The 23,885-nt window shown below is 67.1% G+C and carries 22 protein-coding genes and 1 tRNA gene; 12 read left to right on the plus strand and 11 right to left on the minus strand.

Annotated features, from left to right (window positions below):
* Positions 1-67: 67 nt before the first annotated feature.
* On the minus strand, positions 68-2,089 hold the full coding sequence (locus D3261_RS09540; RefSeq protein WP_120071785.1) for an AMP-binding protein: 2,022 nt from the start codon (positions 2,087-2,089) through the stop codon (positions 68-70).
* Between the two features lie 110 nt (positions 2,090-2,199).
* On the opposite strand from D3261_RS09540, the gene D3261_RS09545 reads away from it, so the two are divergent.
* From D3261_RS09545 to D3261_RS09570, 6 genes are all read left to right on the plus strand, one after another.
* The gene (locus D3261_RS09545) at positions 2,200-3,636 is read left to right on the plus strand and encodes a short-chain fatty acid transporter (protein ID WP_120071787.1); all 1,437 of its coding nucleotides are present in this window, start codon (positions 2,200-2,202) and stop codon (positions 3,634-3,636) included.
* A gap of 93 nt (positions 3,637-3,729) precedes the next feature.
* Positions 3,730-4,302: a GNAT family N-acetyltransferase gene (locus D3261_RS09550; protein ID WP_120071789.1), complete on the plus strand. Its 573-nt coding sequence runs from the start codon at positions 3,730-3,732 to the stop codon at positions 4,300-4,302.
* 48 nt (positions 4,303-4,350) lie between these two features.
* Positions 4,351-6,030, plus strand: a complete 1,680-nt coding sequence (locus D3261_RS09555) for a methylmalonyl-CoA mutase (protein ID WP_120071791.1) — start codon at positions 4,351-4,353, stop codon at positions 6,028-6,030.
* The gene (mce, locus tag D3261_RS09560) at positions 6,027-6,410 is read left to right on the plus strand and encodes a methylmalonyl-CoA epimerase (RefSeq protein WP_120071793.1); all 384 of its coding nucleotides are present in this window, start codon (positions 6,027-6,029) and stop codon (positions 6,408-6,410) included. The genes D3261_RS09555 and mce overlap by 4 nt, the downstream gene beginning before the upstream one ends.
* Positions 6,411-6,879: 469 nt before the next feature.
* Complete coding sequence (locus tag D3261_RS09565) at positions 6,880-7,587, plus strand: molybdopterin-binding protein (RefSeq protein ID WP_120071795.1); 708 nt, start codon at positions 6,880-6,882, stop codon at positions 7,585-7,587.
* A gap of 186 nt (positions 7,588-7,773) precedes the next feature.
* Positions 7,774-8,904 carry an ATP-NAD kinase family protein gene (locus tag D3261_RS09570; protein WP_120071797.1) on the plus strand — a complete coding sequence of 377 codons (1,131 nt, stop codon included), beginning with the start codon at positions 7,774-7,776 and terminating at the stop codon, positions 8,902-8,904.
* Positions 8,905-8,933: 29 nt separating this feature from the next.
* On the opposite strand, the gene D3261_RS09575 is transcribed toward D3261_RS09570, so the two are convergent.
* From D3261_RS09575 to D3261_RS09585, 3 genes are read right to left on the minus strand one after another with little or no spacing between them, the layout of a single operon-like run.
* Positions 8,934-10,019 carry an ABC transporter ATP-binding protein gene (locus tag D3261_RS09575; protein ID WP_120071799.1) on the minus strand — a complete coding sequence of 362 codons (1,086 nt, stop codon included), beginning with the start codon at positions 10,017-10,019 and terminating at the stop codon, positions 8,934-8,936.
* Complete coding sequence (locus D3261_RS09580) at positions 10,007-11,791, minus strand: iron ABC transporter permease (protein WP_120071801.1); 1,785 nt, start codon at positions 11,789-11,791, stop codon at positions 10,007-10,009. The genes D3261_RS09575 and D3261_RS09580 overlap by 13 nt, the downstream gene beginning before the upstream one ends.
* A complete protein-coding gene (locus D3261_RS09585) occupies positions 11,791-12,933 on the minus strand; it encodes a thiamine ABC transporter substrate binding subunit (RefSeq protein WP_120071803.1) in 1,143 nt (380 codons plus the stop codon). The genes D3261_RS09580 and D3261_RS09585 overlap by 1 nt, the downstream gene beginning before the upstream one ends.
* 107 nt (positions 12,934-13,040) lie before the next feature.
* Between D3261_RS09585 and D3261_RS09590 the strand changes: the two genes are divergently transcribed.
* Positions 13,041-13,364, plus strand: a complete 324-nt coding sequence (locus D3261_RS09590; RefSeq protein ID WP_120071805.1) for a ferredoxin family protein — start codon at positions 13,041-13,043, stop codon at positions 13,362-13,364.
* A gap of 369 nt (positions 13,365-13,733) precedes the next feature.
* Here the strand turns inward: D3261_RS09590 and D3261_RS09595 are convergent, their stop codons facing one another.
* Entirely contained in the window at positions 13,734-14,129 is a 396-nt protein-coding gene (locus D3261_RS09595; protein WP_120071807.1) for a hypothetical protein, read from the minus strand.
* A gap of 100 nt (positions 14,130-14,229) precedes the next feature.
* Here D3261_RS09595 and D3261_RS09600 point away from each other — a divergent pair, with 100 nt between their 5' ends.
* Positions 14,230-14,439, plus strand: a complete 210-nt coding sequence (locus D3261_RS09600; protein ID WP_120071809.1) for a DUF4177 domain-containing protein — start codon at positions 14,230-14,232, stop codon at positions 14,437-14,439.
* Positions 14,436-15,506, plus strand: a complete 1,071-nt coding sequence (locus D3261_RS09605; protein WP_120071811.1) for a hypothetical protein — start codon at positions 14,436-14,438, stop codon at positions 15,504-15,506. The genes D3261_RS09600 and D3261_RS09605 overlap by 4 nt, the downstream gene beginning before the upstream one ends.
* 49 nt (positions 15,507-15,555) lie before the next feature.
* On the opposite strand, the gene D3261_RS09610 is transcribed toward D3261_RS09605, so the two are convergent.
* On the minus strand, positions 15,556-16,767 hold the full coding sequence (locus tag D3261_RS09610) for an AI-2E family transporter (protein ID WP_120071813.1): 1,212 nt from the start codon (positions 16,765-16,767) through the stop codon (positions 15,556-15,558).
* Between the two features lie 130 nt (positions 16,768-16,897).
* On the opposite strand from D3261_RS09610, the gene D3261_RS09615 reads away from it, so the two are divergent.
* Both D3261_RS09615 and D3261_RS09620 read left to right on the plus strand, forming a co-directional pair.
* Entirely contained in the window at positions 16,898-17,329 is a 432-nt protein-coding gene (locus D3261_RS09615) for an HIT family protein (protein WP_120071815.1), read from the plus strand.
* A 69-nt stretch (positions 17,330-17,398) separates the two neighbouring features.
* Positions 17,399-18,253 (plus strand): transcription initiation factor IIB family protein, encoded by an 855-nt coding sequence (locus D3261_RS09620; protein WP_120071817.1) that lies wholly within the window; start codon positions 17,399-17,401, stop codon positions 18,251-18,253.
* Between the two features lies 1 nt (position 18,254).
* On the opposite strand, the gene D3261_RS09625 is transcribed toward D3261_RS09620, so the two are convergent.
* The 3 genes from D3261_RS09625 to D3261_RS09635 form a co-directional block, all read right to left on the minus strand.
* The gene (locus D3261_RS09625) at positions 18,255-20,351 is read right to left on the minus strand and encodes a minichromosome maintenance protein MCM (protein ID WP_120071818.1); all 2,097 of its coding nucleotides are present in this window, start codon (positions 20,349-20,351) and stop codon (positions 18,255-18,257) included.
* Positions 20,352-20,452: 101 nt separating this feature from the next.
* Positions 20,453-20,803, minus strand: a complete 351-nt coding sequence (locus tag D3261_RS09630) for a pyrimidine dimer DNA glycosylase/endonuclease V (protein WP_233553957.1) — start codon at positions 20,801-20,803, stop codon at positions 20,453-20,455.
* A gap of 62 nt (positions 20,804-20,865) precedes the next feature.
* A tRNA-Pro gene (locus D3261_RS09635) sits at positions 20,866-20,938 on the minus strand.
* 150 nt (positions 20,939-21,088) lie between these two features.
* On the opposite strand from D3261_RS09635, the gene D3261_RS09640 reads away from it, so the two are divergent.
* Positions 21,089-21,373, plus strand: coding sequence for a pro-sigmaK processing inhibitor BofA family protein (locus D3261_RS09640; protein ID WP_120071820.1), 285 nt, complete (start codon positions 21,089-21,091; stop codon positions 21,371-21,373).
* Here the strand turns inward: D3261_RS09640 and D3261_RS09645 are convergent.
* Positions 21,370-23,430: a DEAD/DEAH box helicase gene (locus D3261_RS09645; RefSeq protein ID WP_120071822.1), complete on the minus strand. Its 2,061-nt coding sequence runs from the start codon at positions 23,428-23,430 to the stop codon at positions 21,370-21,372. The two genes, D3261_RS09640 and D3261_RS09645, sit on opposite strands and share 4 nt — an antisense overlap.
* Positions 23,431-23,483: 53 nt before the next feature.
* Positions 23,484-23,864, minus strand: coding sequence for a cupin domain-containing protein (locus D3261_RS09650; protein ID WP_120071824.1), 381 nt, complete (start codon positions 23,862-23,864; stop codon positions 23,484-23,486).
* Between the last annotated feature and the right edge of the window lie 21 nt (positions 23,865-23,885).

The following is a 23,885-nucleotide window of genomic DNA, read 5'->3' on the forward strand; positions in this document are numbered from 1 at the left end:
GCGGGAGAGCCCTCGAAACGCCCGTTGACGCCAAATAATGGTGACATTCCCCGCGGAATGATCCCCGCTACCGAGCGCGTTCGACCGCATCGAGCGCCGCGGGGTTCTCGATCGAGCTCATGTCCCCGAGCTCCTCGCCCCGGTAGACCGAGGCGATGGCCCGCCGGATGATCTTCCCCGACTGGGTCTTCGGGAACTCCTCGACGAAGAGGACTTCACGGGGTCTGAAGGGTTTGCCGAGGTCGGTACCGACGCGGTCGCGGAGCGCCTCGCGGAGGTCGTCGGATTCCTCGACGTCGTCTTCGAGGACGGTGTAGGCAACCACAGCAGTCCCCGTCGTGTCGTCGGGAACGCCGACCGCCGCCGCTTGGTTCACCGCGTCGTGGTCCATCAGCGCGCCCTCGACCTCGGCCGGCCCGACCTTCCGGCCCGCGACGTTGAGCGCGTCGTCGGCCCGCCCGTGGAGGAACCAGAGGCCGTCCGCGTCCTTCTGGGCCCAGTCGCCGTGGTTCCACATCGGTGGCTCGGTGAACGTCGACCAGTACTCGTTGAGATACCGTTCGTCGCCGCTCCAGAGGGATTTCGTCATCGAGGGACAGGAGTCACGCGCAACGAGGTAGCCCCGCTCGTGGTTGTCGGCGACGGATTCGCCCGCCTCGTTCACGATGTCGATGTCCATCCCGATCCCTGGCCCACCGAGGGTGCAGGGCTTCAACGGCTGGATCGGCAGCGGCATCAGGAAACAGCCGCAGATCTCGGTCCCACCCGAGATGTTCATTATCGGCGTCTCACCGTTGCCGACGTGCTCGTAGAACCAGTTCCATGATTCCTCGTCCCACGGTTCGCCGGTCGAGCCGAGGAACCGGAGGCTGGAGAGGTCGTGGCCCTCGACCCACTCGTCGCCCTGCTTGCGGAGCGCGCGGATCGCGGTCGGCGAGATCCCGAACTGGGTGACGTCGTGGTCGTCGATCATCCGCCAGAAGCGGTCGGGTTCGGGGTGGTCGGGCGCGCCCTCGTACATCACGACCGTGCCCCCGAAGGCGTGGTTGCCGAGCAGGGTCCACGGCCCCATCATCCAGCCGATATCCGAGACCCAGAAGAAGTTGTCGTCGGGCTTGTGATCAAATCCGAAGTAGATCTCCTTCGCACACTGCATCAGCACGCCCGCGTGGGTGTGGACGATGCCCTTCGGCTGCCCGGTCGTGCCCGAGGAGTAGAGCAGGATCGACTCCTGACCCGAATCGAGGGACTTCGTCTCGTAGTCGGGGGACTCGTCTTCGATGGCTTCGGTCCAGGACCCGTCGCGATCACCCCACGGGATCTCGCTTGATGCGTCAGCACTATCATCGTCTTCGGGCACCAGTCCCAGCCGGTCGTAGACGATGGTGTGTTCGACGTGCCCGGCCTGCTCGATCGCGTCGTCGGCGGCCTCCTTCAGTCGGACCTCGCTCCCGCGGCGGTAGAAGCCGTCGCCGGTGAACAACACTGTGGGTTCGGCGTCGGCGATCCGGGTCGCGGTGGCGTCGACGCCGAACCCCGAGAAGACCGGGACCGCTATCGCGCCGACCTTGAAACAGCCGTAGAGGATCGCGATGACTTCGGGCACCATCGGCATGTAGAGCGCCACCGTATCGCCGGTTCCCACCCCGCGGGCTTCGAGCGCGTTCGCCACCCGGTTGGCCTGGTCGTGGAGGTCGCCGAAGGTCACCTCGCGCACGTCCCCCGGTTCGCCCTCCCAGAGACACGCCACGTCGTCCCGGTGCTCTCCCGTGGCGTGCCGGTCGAGGGTGTTGTGGGCGATGTTGAGTTTCCCGCCGGGATACCAGTCCGAGAACTGCGGGCCGTCCGAATCGTCGCGGACCGCGTCGTACGCCTCGAAGAAGTCGATTCCCAGATACTCGGGGAGCTCGTCCCAGAACCAGTCGATCCCCGATTCGTCGACGCCCTCGACGTCGCCACAGGTCCGGGCGATCAGTTCGTCGTAGTCCGCGATGTCGTACTCCTGCATGAACGTGTGGACGTTCGTGGATTCGACGAACTCCTGGCTCGGCTCGTGGACGAACCCCTCGGTGTCGGAAGCTGACCCCATCGTTCCCGACTATCGAGCCGGCGCTCACAAGAACCTTTGCGCCCGCCCGACAAACCGACGACAACCCGTCGGTAGTTTTATTCGCTGGCATCTACTCACACGATCGTTCCATGGCAACCAGAGAACGCGGCACGGTGGTACAGCGACTCGGGTCGGCGATTGCGGACGTGGTCGAGCGGTGGATGCCGAGCCCGTTCCTGTTCGCCATCCTTCTGAGCTACGTGGTCTTCGTCGCCGGTATCCTCGTCGAGGGCGCGGGACCGGCGGCGATGGTGGGCTACTGGTACGACGGCTTCTGGACCCTGTTGACCTTCGGGATGCAGATGGTGCTCATCCTCGCGACGGGTTACGTCGTGGCCTACCACCCGCTCGTTCGGCGGGGGATCGAGCGCCTCACGCGGATCCCGAACGACGGCAGGCAGGCGGTAGTGCTGGTCGGAGTGATCGCGATGGTCGTCGCCTGGGTCCAGTGGGGGCTCGGCCTCATCGTGGGCGCAGTGCTCGCCCGCGAGATGGGTCGTCAGGCCCACGAACGCGGGCTCTCCGTTCACTATCCGCTGCTCTGTGTCGCGGGCTACATGGGGATGGGCCTGACTTGGCACTGGGGGCTCGCGGGCTCCGCGCCGCTGTTGATGAACACCCCGGGCAACGTCTTCGTCGAGCAGGGTATCGTCGACGGCCTCATCTCGACGTCCCAGACGGTCTTCAGCGGCTACTCGCTCGCGCTCACGGTGCTCGGCATCGTCTACGCCGCGCTCGCGCTCTACCTGCTCGCGCCGACCCGCGAGAACAGCACCGGGATCACCGAGTACGTCCCGCTGAGTCAGCTCCGCGGCACCGAAAGCGCCGACGTGGATACCACCGCCGCCGACGGCGGCACGACCACGAGTGCGGCCGGCGACGGATCCGCGGAGCCGACGCCGAGCGACCGGATCAACAACAGCCAGGTCGTCGGCGGCGTCATCGCGCTCACCGGCGTCGGCGTCGCGGTCTGGACGTTCGCCACCGAGGGCTTGGCCGCGCTCAACCTCAACGTGATGAATTTCATGTTCCTGTTCATCGGTCTCGCGCTGTTCACCAGTCCGGAGGCCTACGAGAACGAGTTCGGCGAGGCGGTGCTCGCGACCAGCGGCATCATCCTCCAGTTTCCCTTTTATGCTGGGATCATCGGAATGATGAACAGTTCGGGCCTCTCGACCACGCTCGCGGAGACCCTTGTTTCGGTCTCGACGCCGGCGACCTTCCCCGCGGTGGCGTGGATCACGGCCGGGATCATCAACTTCTTCGTGCCCTCCGGCGGCGGCGAGTGGACCGTCATCGGCGAGACGATCCTCCAAGCGGCGGACCAACTGGGAGTGCCGCCCGGTCAGGCGGTCGTGGCCTACGCGGTCGGCGACGCCCACACCAACCTCTTCCAGCCGTTCTGGGCGCTGCCATTGCTGGGGATCACCGGGATGCGCGCCCGCGACGTCTTCGGCTACGCCGCGACGGTGATGTTGCTCCTGATACCGTTCCTCGCCGCGGCGCTCATCCTGATCCCGTACTGAGCGCCGTCCCGCGATTTCTATCGACTGAATCGGACGACGAACCACCGAACGGTGCCGAAAACGCTTTTACTCGCCGGCGGTCCAACGGGTGATATGTACGTCCGGAACGCGAGAAACCGCGAGGAGGTCTGGCTTCTGGACCAGATCGAGGCGATGGGGCTCGACGACGCGGCGTTCCGGTCGCGCGACTACGTCGTCGCGATCGACGAAGAGTCCGACGAGAAGGCGGGCTTCGGCCGCATCCGGGTCCATCGCGACGACGACCCCGCCTGCGAGCTCACCGGTATCGGTGTCCTCGACGGGTGGCGCGGCCAGGGCGTCGGAGCCCACGTGGTCGAGCGGCTGCTCGACCGCGCGAGCGACGAGGGCTTCGAGACGGTCTACGCCTTCACCGACCAGCCAGACTACCTCGACCAGTTCGGCTTCGAACGCGTCGATCCGACCGATCTTCCGACCGTGCTCGGGAGCCGCTTCGAGGGCAAACGCGAGGGCATGCCGGACGCGGTGGCGCTCCGGCTGGCCGTCGAGTCGTTCTCGTTGCCCGAGCGCCTCCGCGAGCGGTTCAAACACGCCGCCCCCGCACGCGAGGAGGGCGAGGTCGAGGAATCCCCCGAAGATTTCGGGATCGAGACCGAGAACACGACCTACAAGTACGACACCGGGTGAGGGGACCGGCGAACAACCGTTAAGGTCGCGTCGGCCCGACCTCGTGCTATGTTCGACCCCGACGACCTCGCCGCGATCCGGTCGGCGAAAGACGAGTGGGAAGACGAGACCCTCGACCCGGTTCTCGATCGCTTCGGCGAGCGCAAGGAGGAGTTCACCACCGACACCGATGGCCACGCCGTCGACCGGCTCTACACCCCCGACGACGTCGGCGAGCGCTCCTACGACGACCTCGGCTTTCCCGGCGAGGAACCGTTCACGCGCGGGGTCTACCCCACGATGTACCGCGGGCGGCTCTGGACCATGCGCCAGTACGCCGGGATGGGAACCGCGCGCGAGACCAACGAGCGCTATCAGTACCTCATCGACGAGGGCCAGACGGGACTGTCGATGGCCTTCGATTTACCCACGCAGATGGGCTACGACTCGGACAACGAGATGGCGGCGGGTGAAGTCGGGAAATCGGGGGTGGCGATCGACTCGATACACGACATGGAGACCGTCTTCGAGGGGATCTCGCTTTCCGAGGTGTCGACGAGCATGACCATCAACGCACCCGCCTCGGTGCTCCTGGCGATGTACATCGCCGTCGGCGACGAGAAGGGCGTCCCACGCGAGGAGCTCCGGGGGACCATCCAGAACGACGTCCTGAAGGAGTACGTCGCGCGCAACACCTACATCTACCCACCCGAGCCCTCGATGCGAATTATAACTGATATCTTCGAGTTCTGCGCCGAGGAGGTCCCGAACTTCAACACCATCTCGATCTCGGGCTATCACATCCGCGAGGCGGGCTCGTCGGCCGCCCAGGAGATCGCCTTCACGCTCGGCGACGGTATTCAATATGTTGAGGCCGCGCTCGACGCCGGCCTCGCGGTCGAGGAGTTCGCACCTCAGTTGTCCTTTTTCTTCGCGTCGTACAATAACGTCTTCGAGGAGGTCGCGAAGTTCCGGGCCGCCCGCCGGATGTGGGCGAAGATCATGGACGAGCGGTTCGGGACCGACGACCCCGACTCGAAGAAGCTCAAGTTCCACACCCAGACCGCGGGCTCCGCCCTGACCGCCCAGCAGATCGACAACAACGTGGTCAGGGTGGCCTACCAAGCCCTCGCCGCAGTTCTGGGGGGGACCCAGAGCCTCCACACCAACGGGAAGGACGAAGCGCTCGCGCTCCCGACCGAGAAATCCGTTCGCACGGCCCTCCGAACCCAGCAGATCCTCGCCCACGAGTCGGGGGCGGCCGACACCGTCGACCCGCTCGCGGGGAGCTACTACGTCGAGAGCTTGACCGACGAACTGGAGGAAGAGGCCTTCGAGATCCTCGAGACGGTCGACGAGAAGGGTGGGATGCTCCGGGCGATCGAGGACCAGTGGGTCCAGCGCCAGGTCCAGGACGTGGCCTTCGAGCGCCAGCGCGAGATCGACGAGGGCGAGCGAACCATCGTCGGCGTCAACGAGTACCAGGTCGACGAGGAGCCCGAGATGGACATCGAAGAGGTCACCGAGGCGGACCAGGAGCGCCAGCGCGAGCGCCTCCAAACCGTCCGCGACGAGCGCGATGACGACGCCGCCGAGGAGGCCCTCGCGGCGGTCCACGACGCCGCCGCGGGCGATGCGAACCTCATGCCCTACCTCGTCGACGCCGTGAAGGCCGAGGCCACCACCGGCGAGATCTGCGACGCGATGCGTGAGGTCTTCGGCGAACACCAAGGTGGGGCGGCGCTATGAACTTCGACCACGCCGGCATCGCGACCGACGACGCCAGCGGCCTCGCCGAGCGCTTCTCGATCCTCTTCGACACCCCGGTCGTCCACGAGGAGACCTTCGACGGCATGACCGTCGTCTTCCTCGACTGCGGGAACGGCTATTTCGAACTCCTCGAACCCGAAGCCGACGGCACCATCGCGCGCTACCTCGATTCCAATGGACCGGGCATCCACCACCTCGCGCTCGCCACCGACGACGTCCGGGCGGCGCTCGATCGGGTCGTCGACCACGGCGTCGAGCCGATCGACACCGACCCGCGACCCGGCGCGTGGGGCCACGAGGTGGCGTTTCTCCACCCGAAGTCGACGGGTGGGGTGCTCGTGGAATTAATCCAGCATTAACCGACCTCCATCCCCACCTTTCACACCCCACCTTTTGCTGCGCTCGTTCGCTTCGCTCACTCGTCCCAAAATCGCGGAGCGATTTTGTGTGCCAATCAGAACTGCTTCGCAGTTCTGATGACGCTGGCAAAATGTGGATCAAAAGCCTGTCGTTCGAAACGGCGAAGCCGTTTCGTGATGACGAGGGAGCTCCGCTCCCTCGAACCACGTCACCTCCTTCGGAGGTTCCTTGGCCCGCTCGCTCACTGCGTTCGCTCGCGGTGCAATTACTAACAACTCCGCACCCGCCACCACACAGCACCGCCTCCGCCGAAGCCCTCGGCGCTCACTTCGTTCGCGCCTCGCCCTTCATCCGCCAGGAACCGCTACCGCTCGGCGGCCGCACCGCACCCGCACCGCGGCCGCGGGCCGCACCGCCCGCCGGCGGGCGACGGCCGGGCTTTTAGTCACCGGTTCCCAAGGGAGTGGTATGCGCGTCGCGCTCCTCTCCGTCGGCGACGAACTCCTCGCGGGCGACACCGTCAACACCAACGCGGCGTGGCTCGGCGAGCACCTCACCGAGCGCGGCGTCGAGGTCGTCCGCTCGGTCGTCGTCCCCGACGACATCGAAACCATCGCCGAGACCATCCGCGACCTCCACGAGCGCGCCGACGCCGTCCTCATCACCGGCGGCCTCGGTCCCACCCACGACGACCTCACGATGGACGCGGTGGCGAGGGCCTTCGACCGCGAACTCGAAACCAACGACGAGGCCGTCGCGTGGCTCGAAGAGCACGGTGGCTACCACAGCGACGACCTCGCCGAGGGCACCGCGGAACTGCCGACCGGCGCGCGCGTCCTCCACAACGAGGCGGGCGTCGCGCCGGGCTGCGTCGTCGAGTCGACCTACGTCTTCCCAGGGGTCCCCGACGAGATGCACGCGATGTTCGAGGGCGTCGCCGAGGAATTCTCCGGGACCGTGCAGGCCGTGGAGTTCGTCCACGTCGACGAACCCGAGAGCGCGCTCCTCGACCGCTTCGAGGAGCTCCGCGACCGCTTCGACGTCGCCGTCGGAAGCTACCCCGGCGAACACGTCCGGGTCAAGATCCAGAGTCCGAACGAGGAGACGGCCAAATCGGCGGCCAACTGGCTGGCCGACCGCGTCGACCTCGTCGATGGTGAGCCCGGTCAGCGGTAGAGGTAGACCACCCACGCGACCGCGAGCGCGATGCCCGCAATGGTGACGACGAAGCCCGCGCCGTTGATGATCCCGGTCTGGACGCCTTCTTGGAGGACGAGTCCGTTCATGGGGGTCGATTACGCCCCCGACAGTATAGGTGGTTCGAGTCGGACGGCTTTTGCCGATTCCTGACCGACCCGAAGCATGCGACGTGTGGGCTTCGTCATCAACCCGGTCGCCGGCATGGGCGGACGAGTCGGACTGAAGGGAACTGATGGAAAAGTCGCGGAGGCCCGCGAACGCGGGGCCGAACCGCGCGCCCCCGACCGCGCCCGCGAGGCGCTCGACTCCCTGGCGAACCACGCCGACGAGGTCGAACTCCTCACCGCTGGCGGCGAGATGGGCGAACGAGTCGCGGACGCGGCGGGTTTCGACCCCGAAGTCGTGACTCGACCACCCGACGAAACCACTGCCAACGACACCCGCGGGGCCACCGAGACGTTCGCCGAGCGCGACGTCGACCTCGTCCTGTTCGTCGGCGGCGACGGCACCGCGGTCGACGTCGCCGAGACCCTCGCCGACCTCGACTCCTCGATCCCGATCCTCGGCGTCCCCGCGGGCGTCAAGATCTACTCCTCGGTGTTCGCGGTCTCGCCGCCCGCGGCGGGCCGGATCGCGGCGACCTTCGAACGCACCGAATCCCGCGAGGTCAACGACATCGACGAGGACGACTACCGCGCGGGCGAGGTCCACACCGAACTCAGGGCGCTCGTCGAGGTCCCCGTCGCCGAGGAGGTCCAATCCAGCAAACAGCTCGCGGGCGGCACGGTCGAGACCCTCGCGGCGGGGTTCGCGGCGAGCGTCGAGCGCGAGGCGCAGCGCGCCTCGGAAGGTTCGAACGGGCGAAGCCCGCGAGAACCAGGCACGACCTACGTGCTCGGTCCCGGCAGCACCCTCGGAGCGATCAAGAACGAGCTCGGCTTCGAGGGGACTTCACTCGGTGTCGACGTCTGGCGGGCGGACGAATCGGGCGACGGCGAACTCCTCGTGCTCGACGGCAGCGCCGACGAGATCGAGGCCGCGCTCGGCGAACACAACGTCGTCGTGGTCTCGCCGATCGGCGGCCAGGGCTTCGTCTTCGGTCGGGGCAACCAGCAGATCGCACCCGCCGTGCTCCGGCGCTCCGAGGTCGAGGTGGTGGCCTCCCGGCGCAAACTCGACGGTATCGGCGTTCTCAGAGTCGACACCGGCGACCCCGACCTCGACGACGACCTCCGGGGCTGGCGGAAGGTTCGAACTGGCCGGTTCGAACGCCGGATGATGAAGGTCGTGTAGCGCCGACCGACGCACGAACACGCTGGCGATCACTCGTCGGTCAGCACTCGGACGTCCTCGGCGTCGAACGTCAGGTGGACGTCCCCCTCGGGCGGCCGCTCGCCACCGGTTTTGACGAGTATCGAGCGGTCGTTCCAGCGACAGTGGACCCGGTAGGCGTCGCCGAGGAACTCGCGGCTTTCGACCGTCGCGGACAGCGTCGTGGTGGCTGTCCCCGACGGTTCCACGCCCCCATCGACCACTCGGATGGCCTCGGGTCGGACACAGAGCGTCACCGGCTCGTTCGCCCCCACGACGGTGTCGTCGGAGAGCGCGACATCGGTTCCGTCGACCGACGCTCGCGGCGGGTTCGTCCTGGTCACCACCGCCTCGAAGCGGTTGTTGTCGCCGACGAACGCGGCGACGAACCGCGAGGCGGGCTCGCGGTAGACCCGTTCGGGGGTGTCGACCTGTTCGATCCGGCCGTCGTTGATCACGGCGACTCGGTCGCTGACCGCGAGCGCCTCGGCCTGGTCGTGGGTGACGTAGACCGTCGTGATCCCGAGGTCGCGCTGGATCTCTTTGAGCGTGACCCGGAGCCGCTCGCGGAGGCGGGCGTCGAGCGCCGAGAGGGGTTCGTCGAGGAGGAGTACGTCGGGTCCCGGTGCGAGCGCGCGGGCGAGCGCGACGCGCTGTTGCTGCCCACCCGAGAGGTCCTCGGGGTCGCGGTCGGCCATGTCGGCCATGTCCACGAGCGAGAGGAGGTCCGCGACACGCTCGTCCGCCGTGCCCTCGTCCGGTGGGTCGTGAAATCGCAGGCCGTAGGCGACGTTCTCGCGTACCGAGAGATGGGGAAAGAGCGCGTAGTTCTGGAAGACGACGCCGAGGTTCCGGTCCTCCGGCGGCACGCCCTCCATCTCCCGTCCCTCGATCCGAACCACACCCGTCGCGGGGGTCTCGAAGCCCGCGATCGCTCGCAGAGTCGTGGTCTTGCCACAGCCCGACGGGCCGACGAGAGTGAAGAACTCGCCCTCCTCGACCGTGAGCGAGACGTCGCGGAGCGCGGCGACGTCCCCGAACCGGACGGTCACGCCGTCGAGTTCGACGCCCGTCTCCTCCCGGCTCACGGCTGCCACCGCCCGCCAAGTCGGTCGATCACGAGGAAACTCGCCGCGGTCACGACCAATAACACTGTGCCCATCGCGGTCGCGGGGCCGAGGCTCGGCCCCACGGACCGGTTCCCGATGTAGCGTTCGAGCGCCACGGGCATCGTGTAGGTGTTCACACCCTGGGAGAGGAGGACCGTCGAATCGAACTCCCCGATCGAGATCGCGAACGCGAAGGCGGCCCCCGCGAGGACGGCCGTCGCCACCAGCGGGAGTTCGACGTCGAGGAGGACCCGAAACCGGCTCGCGCCGAGCGAGCGGGCCGAGTCGAGGAGCCGGGAGTCGATCCCGGAGAGGGCGGGTGTGACGTTCCGGCTCACGAACGGGTAGGCCGCGACGGCGTGAGCGAGCACGATGGCGAGCGGCCCGCTCGCGACGATCCGATACCCTGCGATAGTCGTCCCGAACACCAGCGTCTGGAGCATCCCGAGACCGACCACGACACCGCTGACCGCGAGCGGCGCGCTCATCAGGGTTTCGGCAACTCTGGACCCGCGACCGCCGCGCGCCGCGAGCACCGAGACCACCACCCCCATCGGCACTGCGAGGAGGAGGGTGCCGAGGCCGAAGAGGAGGGAATTCCGGACCGCGGGCAGCGGTCGTATCGTCCCGACGGCGGTCGCGGCCTGCTGGCGCGCGAGGAAGGCGTAGTTCGCCGTCGTGAGTCCGTTCGGTCCCGTGAGGCTCTCGACCACCATGCTCACGAGCGGGCCGACGAACAGGAGCAGCACGACGAGTCCGTAGGCGAACAGCCCGACTCGAACCGGGTCGCGGAGGGTGCGCCAGCCGACCGAAAGCCGATGACGGGAAAGCGTCGTGGTGCCGCGCGAACGGACCTGCCGTGCCTCGTATCTGAGGTAGAAGTAGGTCAACGAGAGCGAGAGCACCGTCTCGATGGTGCCGAGGGTCGCGGCCTCGCCCAGCGCGAGGTCTTGCACCCGGGCGTAGAGCCAGACTTCGACGGTGGCGAGCTGGAGCCCGCCGAGCGCGAGCACGATCGGAAAGGAGAGGAAGGTGAAGACGAACGTCAGCAGCGCCGCGGTGAGGAGCGCGGGAACGAGTTCGGGGAGCACCACGTCACGAAACGCCCTGAACCGGGACGCGCCGAGCGACCGCGCGCTCTCGACCCGACGGGCGTCGACCGACTCCCAGGCGGTCGTCACGAGCCGCGTCACGAGCGGCGCGTTGTAGAAGGCGTGGGCGAGCACGACCGCCTTGAGCGTGAACAGCACGCCGCCGACCGGGCCGAGGCCGACCAACCCGAGCAGATCGTTGAGCAGACCGTTCTGCCCGAACATCGCGAGGAAGCCGACCGCGACCATGATCGACGGGAGCACGAAGGGGACGATGGTGAGCGAGCGGAGGGTCCGCCGGCCAGTGAACTCGAACCGGGCGAGGAGGTACGCGCCCGGCAGCCCCACCGCGACGCTCGCCACCGTCGAGAGGGCGGCCTGCCAGGCCGTGAAACCGAACAGCCCGAACCCCACTGTTGGAAAACCCGCTCGAACCCAGCCGCCGAGACCCACGGGCACCCCAAACGGGTCCCGCACTGCGCCGGCCAGCACGCCGGTATAGAAGGGGTCGCCGAGGACGTCCGCGAGCGGGCCGAGGGTGAGCCGCCCGCCCCGCACGACGGCCGCGACGAGGACGCTCCCCACCGGGTAGTAGAACACGACGAGGAGTATCGCGAACGTCGCGACGACCCCGACCGGGAGCGCGAGGCGCTCCGCCCGCCGCGCCATCAGGTGCTCGCCACGAGCCGCGACCAGTCCTCGACCCAGCCGCCGACCGACCCCGCGAGGTCGTCGTAGGACATCGTGACGGGGTTCGGGGGTTCCTTCGCGTACTTCTCGAACTCTTCTCCCGGGGAGACACCCTTCACGGCGGGGAACTGGACGTTTCTGACCGCGATCGCCGACTGGGCCCGGTCGGTGAGCACGAACGACATGAACTCACGGGCGAGCTTCGGGTTGCTCGCGTCGGTAAAGGTCGCCATCGCCTCGGGGTTGGCGTAGCCCTCCCCGTCGAGGAAGCCCACCTGATGTCGGCGGAGCTGGGCCTTCGAGTCGTGGTAGTAGACTTGATCGGTCGAGTAGGAGACCACCATCGGGGCCTCGCCGTCGGTGAAGGCCTGGTAGGCGGGTTCCCAGTCCGAGAGCACCCGGACCCCGTTGTCGAGGAGCGCTCGCCAGTAGTCGAGATAGCCGTCCTCGCCCTTCGCGAGGATCGTCCAGAGCAGGAAGGCTCGCCCGGGATCCGACTGCTGGGCGTTCTGGGTGATGAGCTTGTTCGCGTACTGGGAGGTCGTCAGCGCGTCGAAGTCCGTCGGCCCGTCGACTTTCGTCCCGTCGTAGACCAGCGTGATGTAACCCGTATCGTAGGGGATCGCCCGTCCCTTCGGGTCGATATCCAGCGTCTCTTTGAGCGCGTCCGTCCCGTCGACGTTCCCGCTCGATCGGAACAGGGGGCTGTCGAGCTGCCGCCGGACGCGGACGAGGTCGCTGGTGTTCAGCCCTACGAAGAGGTCCGCGTCGATGGGAGCTCCCTGCTTGGCGCGCTGGACGAACTGGTTGACCCCGTTCTCGGGGACCTGGAACTCCACGGTCGCGTTCGAGTGGCGCTCCTCGAAGGCGGATTTCAGCCACGCGCCCGCGGTGTCCTCACCGGTGAACGACGCGTAGGTGGCGACCGTGAGGGTGCCGCCCGCCGTCGCCGACCCCACGGTCGCGGTGGTGTTCGCGGTTCCCGAACCGCCGGCGGTGCTCGCGTCGGTCGCGCTCCCGTTCGAACCCGACGCGCCCTCGTCGCTGACCGTACAGCCCGCGAGCAGCGTCGCCCCGGCCGTGCTGCCCCCGGCTCGCCGGAGGAAGGTTCGTCGCTTCATTACCGAGTGATTTCACCCGGTGGAGGTAAACCTGTTGTCCTCGGTCGGCGGGTGGTGGACCGCGACGGTCGAAGGCTTAAGTGAGCGCCCGGCCTCTGTCGCATACGATGGGCATCGACCCCGAATTCGAACGGAGCCGCGAGGCGGTCGACGAGAACGACGGCGTCACCGTCTGGGGACCGGTCGACGAACCCGAGCAGCTGGGCATCCACGGCACACACGTCGCGGTGGATTTCGACATCTGTCTCGCCGACGGCGCGTGTCTGGAGGACTGCCCCGTCGACGTCTTCGAGTGGGTCGAGACCCCCGGTCACCCCGAGAGCGAGCGGAAGGCCGAACCCGCAAACGAGATCCAGTGTATCGACTGTATGCTCTGTGTCGACGTCTGTCCCGTCGACGCGATCGACGTCGACGCGGGTCGATCGGGATAACGAGCGGGCCGAAACCGGAACTTTCTCCGCTGCGGTCGTGGGCGGTTGGCGCGCGTTCTCGGTCAGCGCGAACGATAGTGAGTGCTGTGCGAGGTCTGTGCGAGCAGCGCGAGTACAGGCTCGTCGGGGCTTTGCTCCGACGGTAGATGGGCGACTTGAGTGAACGAAGTGAACGAGCGGAGCGAATCGGCTGGGGAGGCGTGTGGGCGGTTGCGGTGCGGTTGCGGTGGCGGAGAAGTTAGTGGTCGTACCGCGAGCGACCGCGGGGAGCGAGCGGGCCGACGACTGACCGGAGGGAAGGAGGAGGCTTTTGATCCACATTTTGCCAGGGAGGCCGCTTCGCGGCCGACCGCAGCAAAAGGTGGGTGGTTACGGGTAGGTCGTCCCGCTGACGGAGACGTTCGCGGTGCCGACGATGGTGCCGTCGACGGTGTTCACCGCGACCACCGTCGCGGTCGTCCCGGTCGGGAGCGGCGTCGTGACGCTGGTCTGACCCGCATCGACCGAGGTCGTGTAGAACGACTTCCCGTTCCGGGTCACGACCGAGAGTTTGGTCACGCCGAGGTCGGTCGTCGCCCGCGGGGTCAGCGAGATCGAGGCCTGCACCGAGGACGTTCCCCACGAGTCGGCGGTCGAAAAGCCCTCGAAGACCGTCGAGTTGGTGGATTCGACGGTGATCGCCGGCTGGGCCGTCACACAGCCGGAACCGACGAGCGCGACGACGGCCACGAGGACGAGGAGTCGAGGGCGGGAGGTGGAGGTCACTGTTCCCTCGTCGACCCCGAACGGCCTTCTAGCTTACGTGATAGGCCACGCGACCCGGGAATGCGAAACTATCAACCGGCGGGCCGTGTTGGGTTCGGTGATGACCAGTGACGACCCGGTCGCGTGGGAGTATCACACCCTCAGGCCGCCACGCGAGGCGACCAAGAAGGAGGCGAGCGACCCGATCGCCGAACTCAACGAGCTCGGTGCGGAGGGCTGGGAACTCGTCACCACCGTCGAGTACTCCGGCGGCGGTACCAAGTACCTCGTCCTCAAACGTCCGCGCGACGCGACCACTGATACCCAATGAGCGACGCGGCGGACACCATCGACACCCAGGAGGAGGACACCGAACTCGACCAGGAGAGCATCGAGAACATCGGGACCGCGAACACGATGCGCGAGCGCTCGGGCGAGACCCGCCTCAAGGTCTGGTTCTTCCTCAAGGGCAATCGAGTGGTCGTCACCGGGTTGCTCGCGATGTTGATCTTCGGGGTCTTCGTGCTCGGTGGCACCGTCTTCTATCAGTACCTCCTCACCGACGCCCAGACCGCCGATACCATCGAGACGCTGTTCTCGACGATGATCTCGGCCATCATCACCGGTGTCACCCTCGTGTTGACGATCTCTCAGATCGTGATCAGTCAGGAGAACGGCCCGCTCGGCGACCAGCGCGAACGTATGAGCAACACCATGGACTTCCGGGACTACACCGAGGAGCTGACGGGTTCGCCAACCCCCGCCGACCCGTCGGCGTTCCTCAGAGCCCTCATCCTCGAGAGCAAGGACCGTGCCGAGCAGCTCCGTGAGTCGGTCGCCGAGAACGACAACGAGGACCTCCGCGGCGAGGTCGACGAGTTCACCAACAGCCTGATCGAGAACGCCGACACCGTCTCCAGCCGGCTCGACGGTGAGTCGTTCGGGACGTTCGACGTGCTCTCGGGCGCGCTGGATTACAACTACGGCTGGAAGGTCTTCCAGACCGAACGTCTCGCCGACAGCTACACCGACGACCTCTCGGCGGGGAGCTTCGAGACCCTCGACGAACTCAAGACGGTGCTCACGATGTTCGGACCGGCCCGTGAGCACGTCAAGACCCTCTACTTCGAGTGGGAACTCATCAGCCTCTCACAGATGATCCTCTACGTCTCGGTGCCGGCGCTGATCGTCGCCGGCTTCATGACGACCTTCCTCGGTGGAAGCTCGCTCTCCGGGGTGTTCCTCGGGGTCTCGGTCCTCGTCTGGGTGACCTCCATCGCGTTCGTCATCACCTGTCTCCCCTTCCTCCTGCTCATCTCCTACATCGCGCGGGTCGCCACCATCGCGAAGCGCACCCTCGCGATCGGCCCGTTCATCCTGCGCGACTCCCAGCGCTGACTCCTCGAACCCGTTTTCGCGGCGCGCGACTCGTCCCGCGAGTCGCTTCTCAGCTGGCGTCCTGATCGTCGGTTTCGTCGGTCGTACCGTCGACGTTCGGCGTCGCGTCGTCGGCGACGTCCTCGCGGTCGGCCTGTGGGTCCGTCCCGATGCTCTCGCCGAGCGACACCGCTGGGGTCAGGGGTTCGCCCCGGACGAGTTCGGGGAGCACGATCCGGATGGCTTCGAGCACCGCGACGAACGCGATAGGGAGGAAGAAGAAACCGTACCAGCCGAACAGGATCGGACCCAGGAGGTAGGCGAACATGATCACCACGGCGTCGAGCTGACGACCGGTGAGCACGGGCTGGATGAACGTCTGCGGGACGATGTCGAGCACGAGGAAGTAGACGACGAGCGCGCCGACGACGAAGACGTACGCCCCGCTCTCCCCGCTCTCGAACGCCTGCACGGCCAGATACCCCACGACCGGGAGGTAGATCACCTTCCCGACGACGATCGGGATCAGGCTGGTGATCCCGGTCAACACCGCGAGCACGAACACCAGCGGGACCGTGAGGCCCGCGGGCGCGAGCAGGTTGGTGGCCACGTACACCACGCCGGCGAGCACCGCCATCACGCCCACGAACAGCAGGTTGCCGAAGAAGACCGATTCGAGGTCCTCGTCGACCGCCGCGGCGTAGGCGTAGGCGGTGGTGTCGCGCCCGCCCACGAGGGTTCGAAAGCCCTCCGCGAGCTGGTCGTCGTTGGTCAGGAGGAAGTGGGCGAGCGTCAGCGCCAGCCCGACGAGCACCAACCCACCGGCGACCCCGCCGAGCACCTGGCTCCCGAGGCTGAAGGCGGTCTGTGCGAGCTGACGGGGCTGGCTGATAGCCTGCTGTGGGTTCTGGAGCAGGGTTTGAACTGTCTGCTCCTGTGCCGGGGGCAGCATGCCGAGGTCGAACGCGCCGCTCGTCCCGTCGCCGAGGCTCACGACGGCCGAGAGCTGCTGGACGATACTGAAGCCGGTATAGAGCACGAGGGAGATGATCGGCACCACGATCAACAGCACGGTGAGCCCCGCCGCGATACCGTCGGAGTCGATGTAGTTCCCGAGCCACCGGCAGATCGGCCGGGTGGCGTAGTAGCCGAAGACCGCGAGAACGATCATCCCGGCGAACGAGGACACGACGAACGCGACGAAGACCGCGAGCACGAACACGAACAGCCACCACCCGAGCCGTGCGCGGCTCGTGGGTGGACCGGTTCTGGTCTCGGACATGGCCGAACATGGAACAGCCGATTCAAACCGTTGTGGCTTGCCGGCCCCCGCTCGACAGCCCGCCGACACCCATCCCGAACCCTCTTTGTCGGGCGCGTCCGATGGTCCCCCGGCCTCGCGCCACCAACCCATGAGTTCGAACGACCCCGACTGCCCGTTCTGTGGCATCGTCGCCGGCGAGATCCCCGGTCGTATCGTCGCCGAGACCGACCGGACGACCGCGTTCCTCGACGCGAACCCGCTCGCACCCGGCCACACCCTCGTGGTGCCGAACGACCACCACGAGCGCCTCGACGACCTCTCCGAGGACCTCGCGAGCGAGGTCTTCTCGACCCTCCACCGGTTGACGCCCACCGTCGAAGCCGCGGTCGACGCCGACGCCACCACCGTCGCGTTCAACAACGGTCCCGCCGCCGGCCAGGAGGTCCCGCACGTCCACGGCCACGTCATCCCACGGTTCTCGGACGACGGCGGCGCACCGATCCACGTCGTCGCCGGCGACCGACCCGACCTCTCCGACGACGAACTCGACGCCATCGCCGACCGTATCGGTGCTCGCTAACATATTTTTAATCTAAGATAGGAAAAACAAGAAAATATTAAGTAGTGGGCCAGTGTGGGAGGGTTCGTGATGGAGACGAGGTACGCGTGTCCCGAATGCAACGGCTCCCTGAGCGGGTCCGGTGACGAGACGTTCTGTACGAGCTGTGGGCTGGTCGTCGCCGAGGACAACATCGACCGGGGTCCCGAGTGGCGGTCGTTCGCCGACGGTCCGAACCGAAAGCGGACGGGTGCACCCCTCACGCGCTCGCGCCACGACCGCGGGCTCTCGACCGAGATCGGCCGGTCGACCCGGCTCACCGGGCGGAAACGCAGGCTGTTCGCACGTCTGCGCCGCCAGCACAACCGGGCGCGGATCGCCTCGAAAGCCGAGCGAAACCGGGTCTACGCCTTCACCGAGATCCGTCGATTGGTCGGTGCGCTCGGGCTCCCGGAGACGGTTCGCGACCGGGCGTGCGTGCTCTTCGAGTCCGCCCAGAACGCGGACCTCCTCCGGGGGCGGTCGCTCGAAGGCTTCGCCGCCGCGGCGGTCTACGCGGTCTGTCGAACCGAGGGGCTCTCGCGAACCATCGCGGAGGTCCGCGAGGCCGCCAAGGCCACTCGCGGCGAACTCGTCGCGGCCTACGACGCGCTCAACCGGGAGCTGGGCCTCCCGACGGGGCCGATAGACCCCGCCGAGTACCTGCCCCGATTCGCGAGCCTGCTCGACGTCTCGAACGCTATCGAAGCCAGAGCGCACGAACTCGCCGAGGACGCCGAGTCGCTCGGCGCGACCAGCGGCCGAAACCCGAGCGGGGTCGCCGCGGCCTGTCTCTACACCGCCGCGCGCGAGCTGGACGGCTCGCTGACCCAGCAGGCCGCCGCCGACGTCGCGGGCGTCACCCCCGTCACGCTCCGGGCGACCTATCACGACCTCCGGGGGTAGTTCAGGTCGTTCGGAGGTGGTCGGTCTGTGGTTCGTAGACCTCGCCCTGCCGGCGGAGCTTCTCGATCTCGTGTTCGGCCTGCGAGCGCTCCATGCCGGTCTCCTCGGCCCGGTCGAGGACCTCGTCGACCGGCGCACCCGAGTCGTACTCGCTCTCGATCTCGCTGATGAGGGCTTTGACGTTCTTGACACGGTCGCGCTGGGTCTTCGACTGGCCCGTCTCCACGATGTCGGCGTCGAACTCGCCGGTCTCGGGATCGACGCCGATGTCCTTGAGACACGACCGGACGATCTCGATGACGCGTTCTGCGTCCTCCAGCTCGACGGAGTCGGAGAGGCGAACGCGGGCCGAGGCCTCCGCGAGCCGCACGAGGGCTTCGAGCTTTCGGGCGGTCACCGGAACGGGCGCGTCGTCGTCGGCCCCCTCAGAGCGAAGGCTGACGTAGAAGTCGCTGATCGCCTCCTTGGCCTCCTCGGTCATCGTCGGGAAACAGTTGCGCTGGGCGTAGGCGATGTACTTCCGGAGGAGCTCGGGTTCGATGGCCGGGGCGACGGTGTCCGTCACGGCGTCGACCTCCGCCTGCGAGACGTTCGCCGCGGTCTGCTCGGTCCGCTGGGTGTTGAGTTCCCCCGCGTAGTTCGTCCGGAGGATGTGTTCGGCGAGGTTCTTGTCCTCCTCGGGGTCGGGGGTGTCCGTGACGGTGAAGATCAGGTCGAACCGGGAGATCAGCGCGGGTTCGAGGTCGATCTGCTCGCCGATGGACTCGTACTGGTCGAATCGCCCGTACTTGGGGTTCGCCGCACCGAGCAGCGAACACCTCGACTTGAGGGTGGCGTTGATCCCCGCCTTCGAGACCGAGATGGTCTGCTGTTCGAGCGCCTCGTGCATCGCGGAGCGGTCCTCGGGACGCATCTTGTCGAGCTCGTCGACCGCCGCGATACCCTGGTCGGCGAGCACCAGCGCGCCGGCTTCGAGCGTCCACTGCTGGCCGTCGCCGAAATCATCTCGTACCGCGGCCGCCGTCAGCCCCGCGCTCGACGACCCCTTCCCCGAGGTGTAGACCGACCGCGGCGCGATGTTCCGGATGTACTGGAGCATCACGGACTTCCCCGTCCCGGGATCCCCGATCAGGAGCATGTGGAGGTCCCCCCGGATCCGCGAGCCGTCGGGGAGGTGTTTCGCGACGCCCGAGAAGAGCTGGAGGATCATCGCGAGCTTGGCCTGGTCGTAGCCGTAGATCGAGGGCGCGATCGAGCCGACCATCTGCTCGTAGATGTCGTCCTCCGTGGAGAGTTCGACGATGGCGCGTTTGTCGGCCTCCGAGATGTCCATGTCCTCGAACTGCTCGTCCTCGATGTCGACCGCGATGCCGTCCATGAAGACGTCGAACATCGGCGAGGCCTCCCGGTTGGTCTCCTGCTGGTCGAGGTGGAGGATGCCTGTCACGCGGACGTGGTCGCCCGCCGTGACTTCACCAGTAATATCGTCCTCGATGTGAACGTCGATGTTCTGGGGCGTCTCGCCACCGCGGAGCCCTTCGGGGCTCTCCTGGACTCTGAGTTTCTGCGCGTCGACGAACTCCGACTGGTCGAAGTTGATGGTGAAGGGACCCTGTCGTTCACAGCCCTGGCACTCGTGAGGTTCCTGAAAGTCGCTGCCCGTCTGTGGGATCCTGGTGAGGGTGCCGCAGCGCTGGCACTCGAAGGCCGCCTCGGTGATCTTCGGGCGGACGTCGGTCGCTTTTCTGACGATGCCCTGAACGCTCAGCAGTTGGCCACGGTGACGCGCCCGGATCTCCCGGATCTCGGTCGTCTCGCCGAGGCCACGGATCCGGACGTGGGCGCGGCCGAGACCGACGTCCACCGGCAGATCGTAGAGCCGGAGCGCTTCCTCCGCATACTCTTGGAGCTGGCCGGGCTGTGAGCGGTAGTCGTCGGCGAGGTCCGAATCGAAGCGGTAGAGGTCGCTCCAGTCGATGAAGAGCGAGCGCTTCTCGTTCGGGTACTTCTGGGCGAGCTCGCCGATCTCGTTCCGATAGTAGTTGCGGTAGAACTCCTCGAAATCGTCTATCAGTTCGGCGTTCTCCGCGCTGGCCATCTTGGCCCCAACTAATGCGTTCCCCGCTAATAACCTTCGTACTGTGTGGAGCGAAAGTGAACCTGTGAGAGGGATGCGTCGAACCGACAACGGGAGGGTCGTCAGGCCTCGGCGGACCGCTCGTGGGCCCGCGCGGCGCAGTCCGCACAGCGTTCGAGGAGGTCCTCCCGATTGCGTTCGACGTCGATCGCGCCGGCCCCGAACGTCGGCCCGTCGTAGTCGAGCGGGCTGTCGTGGTTCATCCCGCGGCGCTCCATCTCCGCCGCGAGGTCGTCGTGGCGCTCCTCCAACCGCGTCGTGTCGACGTTGCCCTTCTCGGCGTGGCCCTCGGCGATCGCCTCGCCGTGTGGGTGTCGGAGGATCGTGCCTTCGAGCTGGTGATGTTCGGCGTGCTCGCCGGCGAGATGTTGTTCGCAGAGGATTTCGACCGGAACACACCACATCCGGGTCATCGGTCGGCACCCAACGATTCGACCGTGCCGGTCGGTTGTGGTCGATAACGAGAGAACACGAGTGGGACCGCGCGGATTTGAACCGCGGTCACGGGCACCCAAGGCCCGAAGTATACCAGGCTAACCCACGGTCCCGTATCGCTCCTATCGGACGCGTGCGAATAATCCTTCCGTTCCCTCGACAGCACGCGGTCGCCGTCCGACGAACGGCCCCGTGTTCCGAAATCGCCACGGGCGGCTCGGACGTGACGGAAGGTCTATATCCATCTCGTGTAAGCATCGGGCATGGTTACGGGACTCGAACTCGCGGTCCTCGCCGTCGCGGTCCTGTTCTTGCTCGTCGGGATACGCGTGCTCCAGGCGCTCCGACCGTTCATCGTCAACGCGGTCGTCGGGCTGCTCGTCTTCCTCGTCGCGGGCTGGTTTGGTTTCCCCGTCGAGGTGAACTGGCTCACGGTGCTCGTCGTCGCAATCGGCGGGCTGCCGGCCGCGGTGCTGGTGGTGCTCCTCTCGATGTTCGGTCTCGCGTTCGTCCCCGCGCTCGTCGACCTCGTCGGGTCCGTCCTCTAGTCCTCCTCGCCGCGGAGCTCGATGTCGGCCACCACGTCGTAAGGGTCGCTTCCCTTTCGGATGCCGTCGAGCATCGTGAAGGCCGCGCCGGGTTCGAGGAAGTGCCGCGTCACCGCGCGCCCGAGCGGTGTGGGTTCGAGCCCGTCGATGAAACCGTAGTCGAGGAGTTTGCCGACCGCGTGTTTGAGCGGGACCTCCCCGACCATCCGCCCGGTCAGCGCCTTCGCGCCGCCGCCCGCCACCGCGACGTTCGCGAGCACCTCCTCCACCGCATCGGTCTCGTCGTAGCGCATCGCCACCGGCTCCATCTCGCCCTTCAGGAGTTTGAAGGCGGTCTCGTCCTCGCTGCTCGGCATGCTCGCGTGGTAGCTTCCGTCGGGTTCGACGAGGACGTAGACCACCCCGCGGTCGTGGTAGTCGGGTCGTCCCGCCCGCCCGAGCATCTGGTGGAACTCCTGGACCGTGAGCCACTCGATACCCATCGCGAGCGAGTCGAAGAGCACCTGCGAGGCCGGGAAGTCGACCCCGGCGGCGAGCGCGGCGGTCGTGACGACCGCCGCTAGCTCCTGGTCGGCGAACTTCCGCTCGACGGTCTTCCGCCGGGAGTAATCGAGCCCCGCGTGGTACGGCGCGGCGTCGTACTCCAGTTTTCGACTGAGCTCGTGACACCGCCGCCGTGAGTTGGTGAAGATGATGGTCTGACCACGATACCCCTTCGAGGACTTCCGGTCGAACTCGCGTTTCACCAGCTTGTCCGCCACCCGCGCCTTCTCTTGGCCGTCGGCGAAGGTGACGTGGCGTTCGATGGGGACCGGCCGCTCCTCGAACTCCACGAGCCGGGCGTCGAGCCGGTTCGCCAGCCAGTTCGGGTTGCCGACCGTGGCCGAGAGATAGAGCCACTGGGTTCCCTCGCCTCGCTCGTCCCGCGCGCGCTCCTGCCGCCGGTTCTCGCAGTACCACTTGAGCCGGGCGATCAGCCCGTCGAGGCGATGGCCCCGGTCGTCGTCTTCGAGCGTGTGAACCTCGTCGATCACGACGGTTCCGATGTCCCCCAAATCCTGACCCACTCTGAGCGCGTGGTCGATCCCCTCGTAGGTCCCGACCACGATGTCGGCGTTCGGGTCGAAGCGCTCGCCGTCCCCACGAACCCGGCTCGCGCCGACCCGGATGGTGACGTTCGCGAGGTGGCCGTAGTCGTCCTGGAAGTCCTCGTACTTCTGGTTCGCGAGCGCGACGAGCGGCACCAAGAAGAGCATCTTGCCCTCGCCCTGAAGTAAGCGGTCGACGCCCGCCAGTTCGCCGATCAGGGTCTTTCCCGTGGCGGTGGCGCTCACGACGAGCTGGTCGTCGCCGTCGAGCGCGCCGTTCTCGACCGCGAGGCTCTGCACGGGCAGTAGTTCGTCGAACCGGTCCGACACGAGCGACTGGAAGTTCGGATGGAGGTCGAGCGAATCCACGGAGACGGGATTCACGGCCTCCGTGGTGGCGCTCATCTCGTCGAACTTGGTGAGGTCGGGGTCGAGCTGGCCCGAGAGGAGGTTCTTCACCCGGTCGAGGTCCCGGACGGACTGGAGGAGTTCGTGGAGGCGGTCGGCGGCCGTACCGGAGACGTCGTGGTGGGCGATCTCGCGTTCGAGTTCCTGCCGGGCGCAGTCGGGGCAGATCCGCTCGCCGTCGGCCTCGATCGCGGTCTCGGTCGTGATCGGCGAGTACCGCCCCGCCGCGGCGCAGTACCGGCAGGTCCGAACCCGCTTGGCGTCCAACTGGTAGCCCGAGAGCATCTCCTGGAACGCCTCGCGCTGGTTTCGCCCGGTCTGCTCCGATATTCGAATGCGGTCGGCGCGGCGGGCGAGCTCGACGAACTGGTCGGGCGAGCGCGGTTCCTCCCCCGAGGAGTGTTTCACCCCGAACTTCGCGGGCCGCGGGCCGGCGTCGGTCTCGCCGAGGTCGAGGCGGGCCGAGAGCGTGCGCTGGTCCCCGTCCATGACGGCGACGAGATAGCCGTCGCCAGCCCCGTGGACGAACAGCGTTCCGACCCGTCCGACCTGCTGTGACACTGGTCTCGATAGCGTTGCGGGCTACTTCAGTCGCTCGAAACCGCGTCTGTGGATCACTCCACGAGTTCGATCGCGTCGTCGCCGTTCGGTACCGCACAGATGAACGCGCCCGGTTCGTCGCCTGCGTTCCGATACCAGTGGACCGTCCCGGCGGGGATCAGGAGCGAGTCGCCGGCGCTCACGGTGTGTTCTTCGCCGTCGATTCCAGCGACGTACTCGCCGTCGAGCACGTACTGTTCGTGTTCGACCTCGTTGGTGTGTTTCGGGACCTCGGCACCCGGCGCGAGCGTGAACCGCCGGATGGCGAAGTTCGGCGCGCCGCGCGACTCGTCGACGAGGACGCCCTTTTCGAGGCCGTCCGCCGCGTCGACCGGTTCGTACTCGATGTCCGCCGCCCGGCGGACCAGGGGTGCCGGCTGTTCGGGTTCGCTCATCGCTCGTCATCGGTCCACTGA

The organism is Halococcus sp. IIIV-5B, from assembly GCF_003602035.1.
Taxonomy (GTDB): domain Archaea; phylum Halobacteriota; class Halobacteria; order Halobacteriales; family Halococcaceae; genus Halococcus; species Halococcus salsus.